The 634-nt window shown below is 55.0% G+C and carries 1 rRNA gene; it reads right to left on the bottom strand.

Annotated features, from left to right (window positions below):
- Positions 1–634 (bottom strand): 23S ribosomal RNA (locus G4V62_RS19180); the annotation flags it as partial.

Genomic DNA, 634 nt, shown 5'->3' with positions numbered 1-634 from the left:
CCCGGATCACGGGACTGGGTTAGAAGGTCGATACAGCCAGGGTAGTATCCCACCGGCGCCTCCACCGAACCTGGCGGTCCGGCTTCGATGGCTCCTACCTATCCTGTACAAGCTGTACCCACATTCAATATCAGGCTACAGTAAAGCTCCACGGGGTCTTTCCGTCCTGTCGCGGGTAATGCGCATCTTCACGCATACTATAATTTCACCGGGTCTCTCGTTGAGACAGTGCCCAAGTCGTTGCACCTTTCGTGCGGGTCGGAACTTACCCGACAAGGAATTTCGCTACCTTAGGACCGTTATAGTTACGGCCGCCGTTTACTGGGGCTTCAATTCAGCGCTTCTCCCGAAGGGATAACGCCTCCTCTTAACCTTCCAGCACCGGGCAGGTGTCAGCCCCTATACTTCGCCTTACGGCTTTGCAGAGACCTGTGTTTTTGCTAAACAGTCGCTTGGGCCTTGTCACTGCGGCTCTCTCGGGCTTGCACCCTAACAGAGCACCCCTTCTCCCGAAGTTACGGGGTCATTTTGCCGAGTTCCTTAACGAGAGTTCTCCCGAGCATCTTAGGATTCTCACCCTGCCTACCTGTGTCGGTTTGCGGTACGGGCACCCATTTTCTCACTAGAGGCTTTT

The organism is Litoribacterium kuwaitense, assembly GCF_011058155.1.
Classification (GTDB): domain Bacteria; phylum Bacillota; class Bacilli; order Bacillales; family DSM-28697; genus Litoribacterium; species Litoribacterium kuwaitense.
The sequence above is the reverse complement of the archived record's forward strand: the minus strand, read 5'-3'. Positions and strand labels throughout refer to the sequence as shown.